Source organism: Paraburkholderia ribeironis, assembly GCF_900019265.1.
Classification (GTDB): Bacteria; Pseudomonadota; Gammaproteobacteria; order Burkholderiales; family Burkholderiaceae; genus Paraburkholderia; species Paraburkholderia ribeironis.
In genome coordinates this window covers 1-578 of the sequence record NZ_CYGX02000205.1, presented here as the reverse complement: position 1 = coordinate 578, position 578 = coordinate 1, and the positions used below count along the sequence as shown (strand labels likewise).

At 59.5% G+C, this 578-nt stretch carries 1 protein-coding gene; it reads left to right on the top strand.

Going from position 1 to position 578, the window contains the following annotated elements; genetic code table 11:
* Positions 1-425: 425 nt before the first annotated feature.
* Positions 426-578, top strand: a 153-nt coding sequence (locus BN2475_RS33165; RefSeq protein ID WP_143326082.1) for a porin, incomplete at its 3' end; no start/stop codon positions are given.

Here is a 578-nt window from a genome sequence, read left to right as displayed (position 1 = left end):
ATGCCCGATTGGGAAAGAGGGCAACGCGATATCTACGCGGTGTTTCCGCGGCACCGAACGCTGACGCGCAAGGTCCGTTCGTTCATCGACTTTCTCGCCGAACGCTTCAACCCTTAGGCACGCTTTTTTGCCGTTCGTCACATCGGAGTTCATTTCCCCTCGCGTCTGAGCGCGTCCATTCGCAGACATGCGAGCGCGATACGTCTTTCACAAGCCCGCGTGAACGCGATCGCTGCACACACAGTGAAAACCCGGATGACCAGTTTGAGAAAACGGTGTTCCGCCCACGCGCCTTGTGCGTCAAATAATGGCCATGCACTTTTTAGCCGTTCCGCGGAGTTCGCGACGGCCGACGTACATTGAAGCGTGCTGGCCGGGCGGCCTGGTGCTCCGCGATTCTCATGGCTACGCACACAGGGGGGAGAATGAGGTCGACGGTCTATCCAGCCATAGCGGTTGTTGCGGCAACGATCGCTACGGGGGCACACGCGCAGAGTTCGGTGACGCTATACGGCATTCTCGACATCGGCATCCAGTACACGTCGAACCAGGGCGGACACCACAGCGCGCAGGAAGCC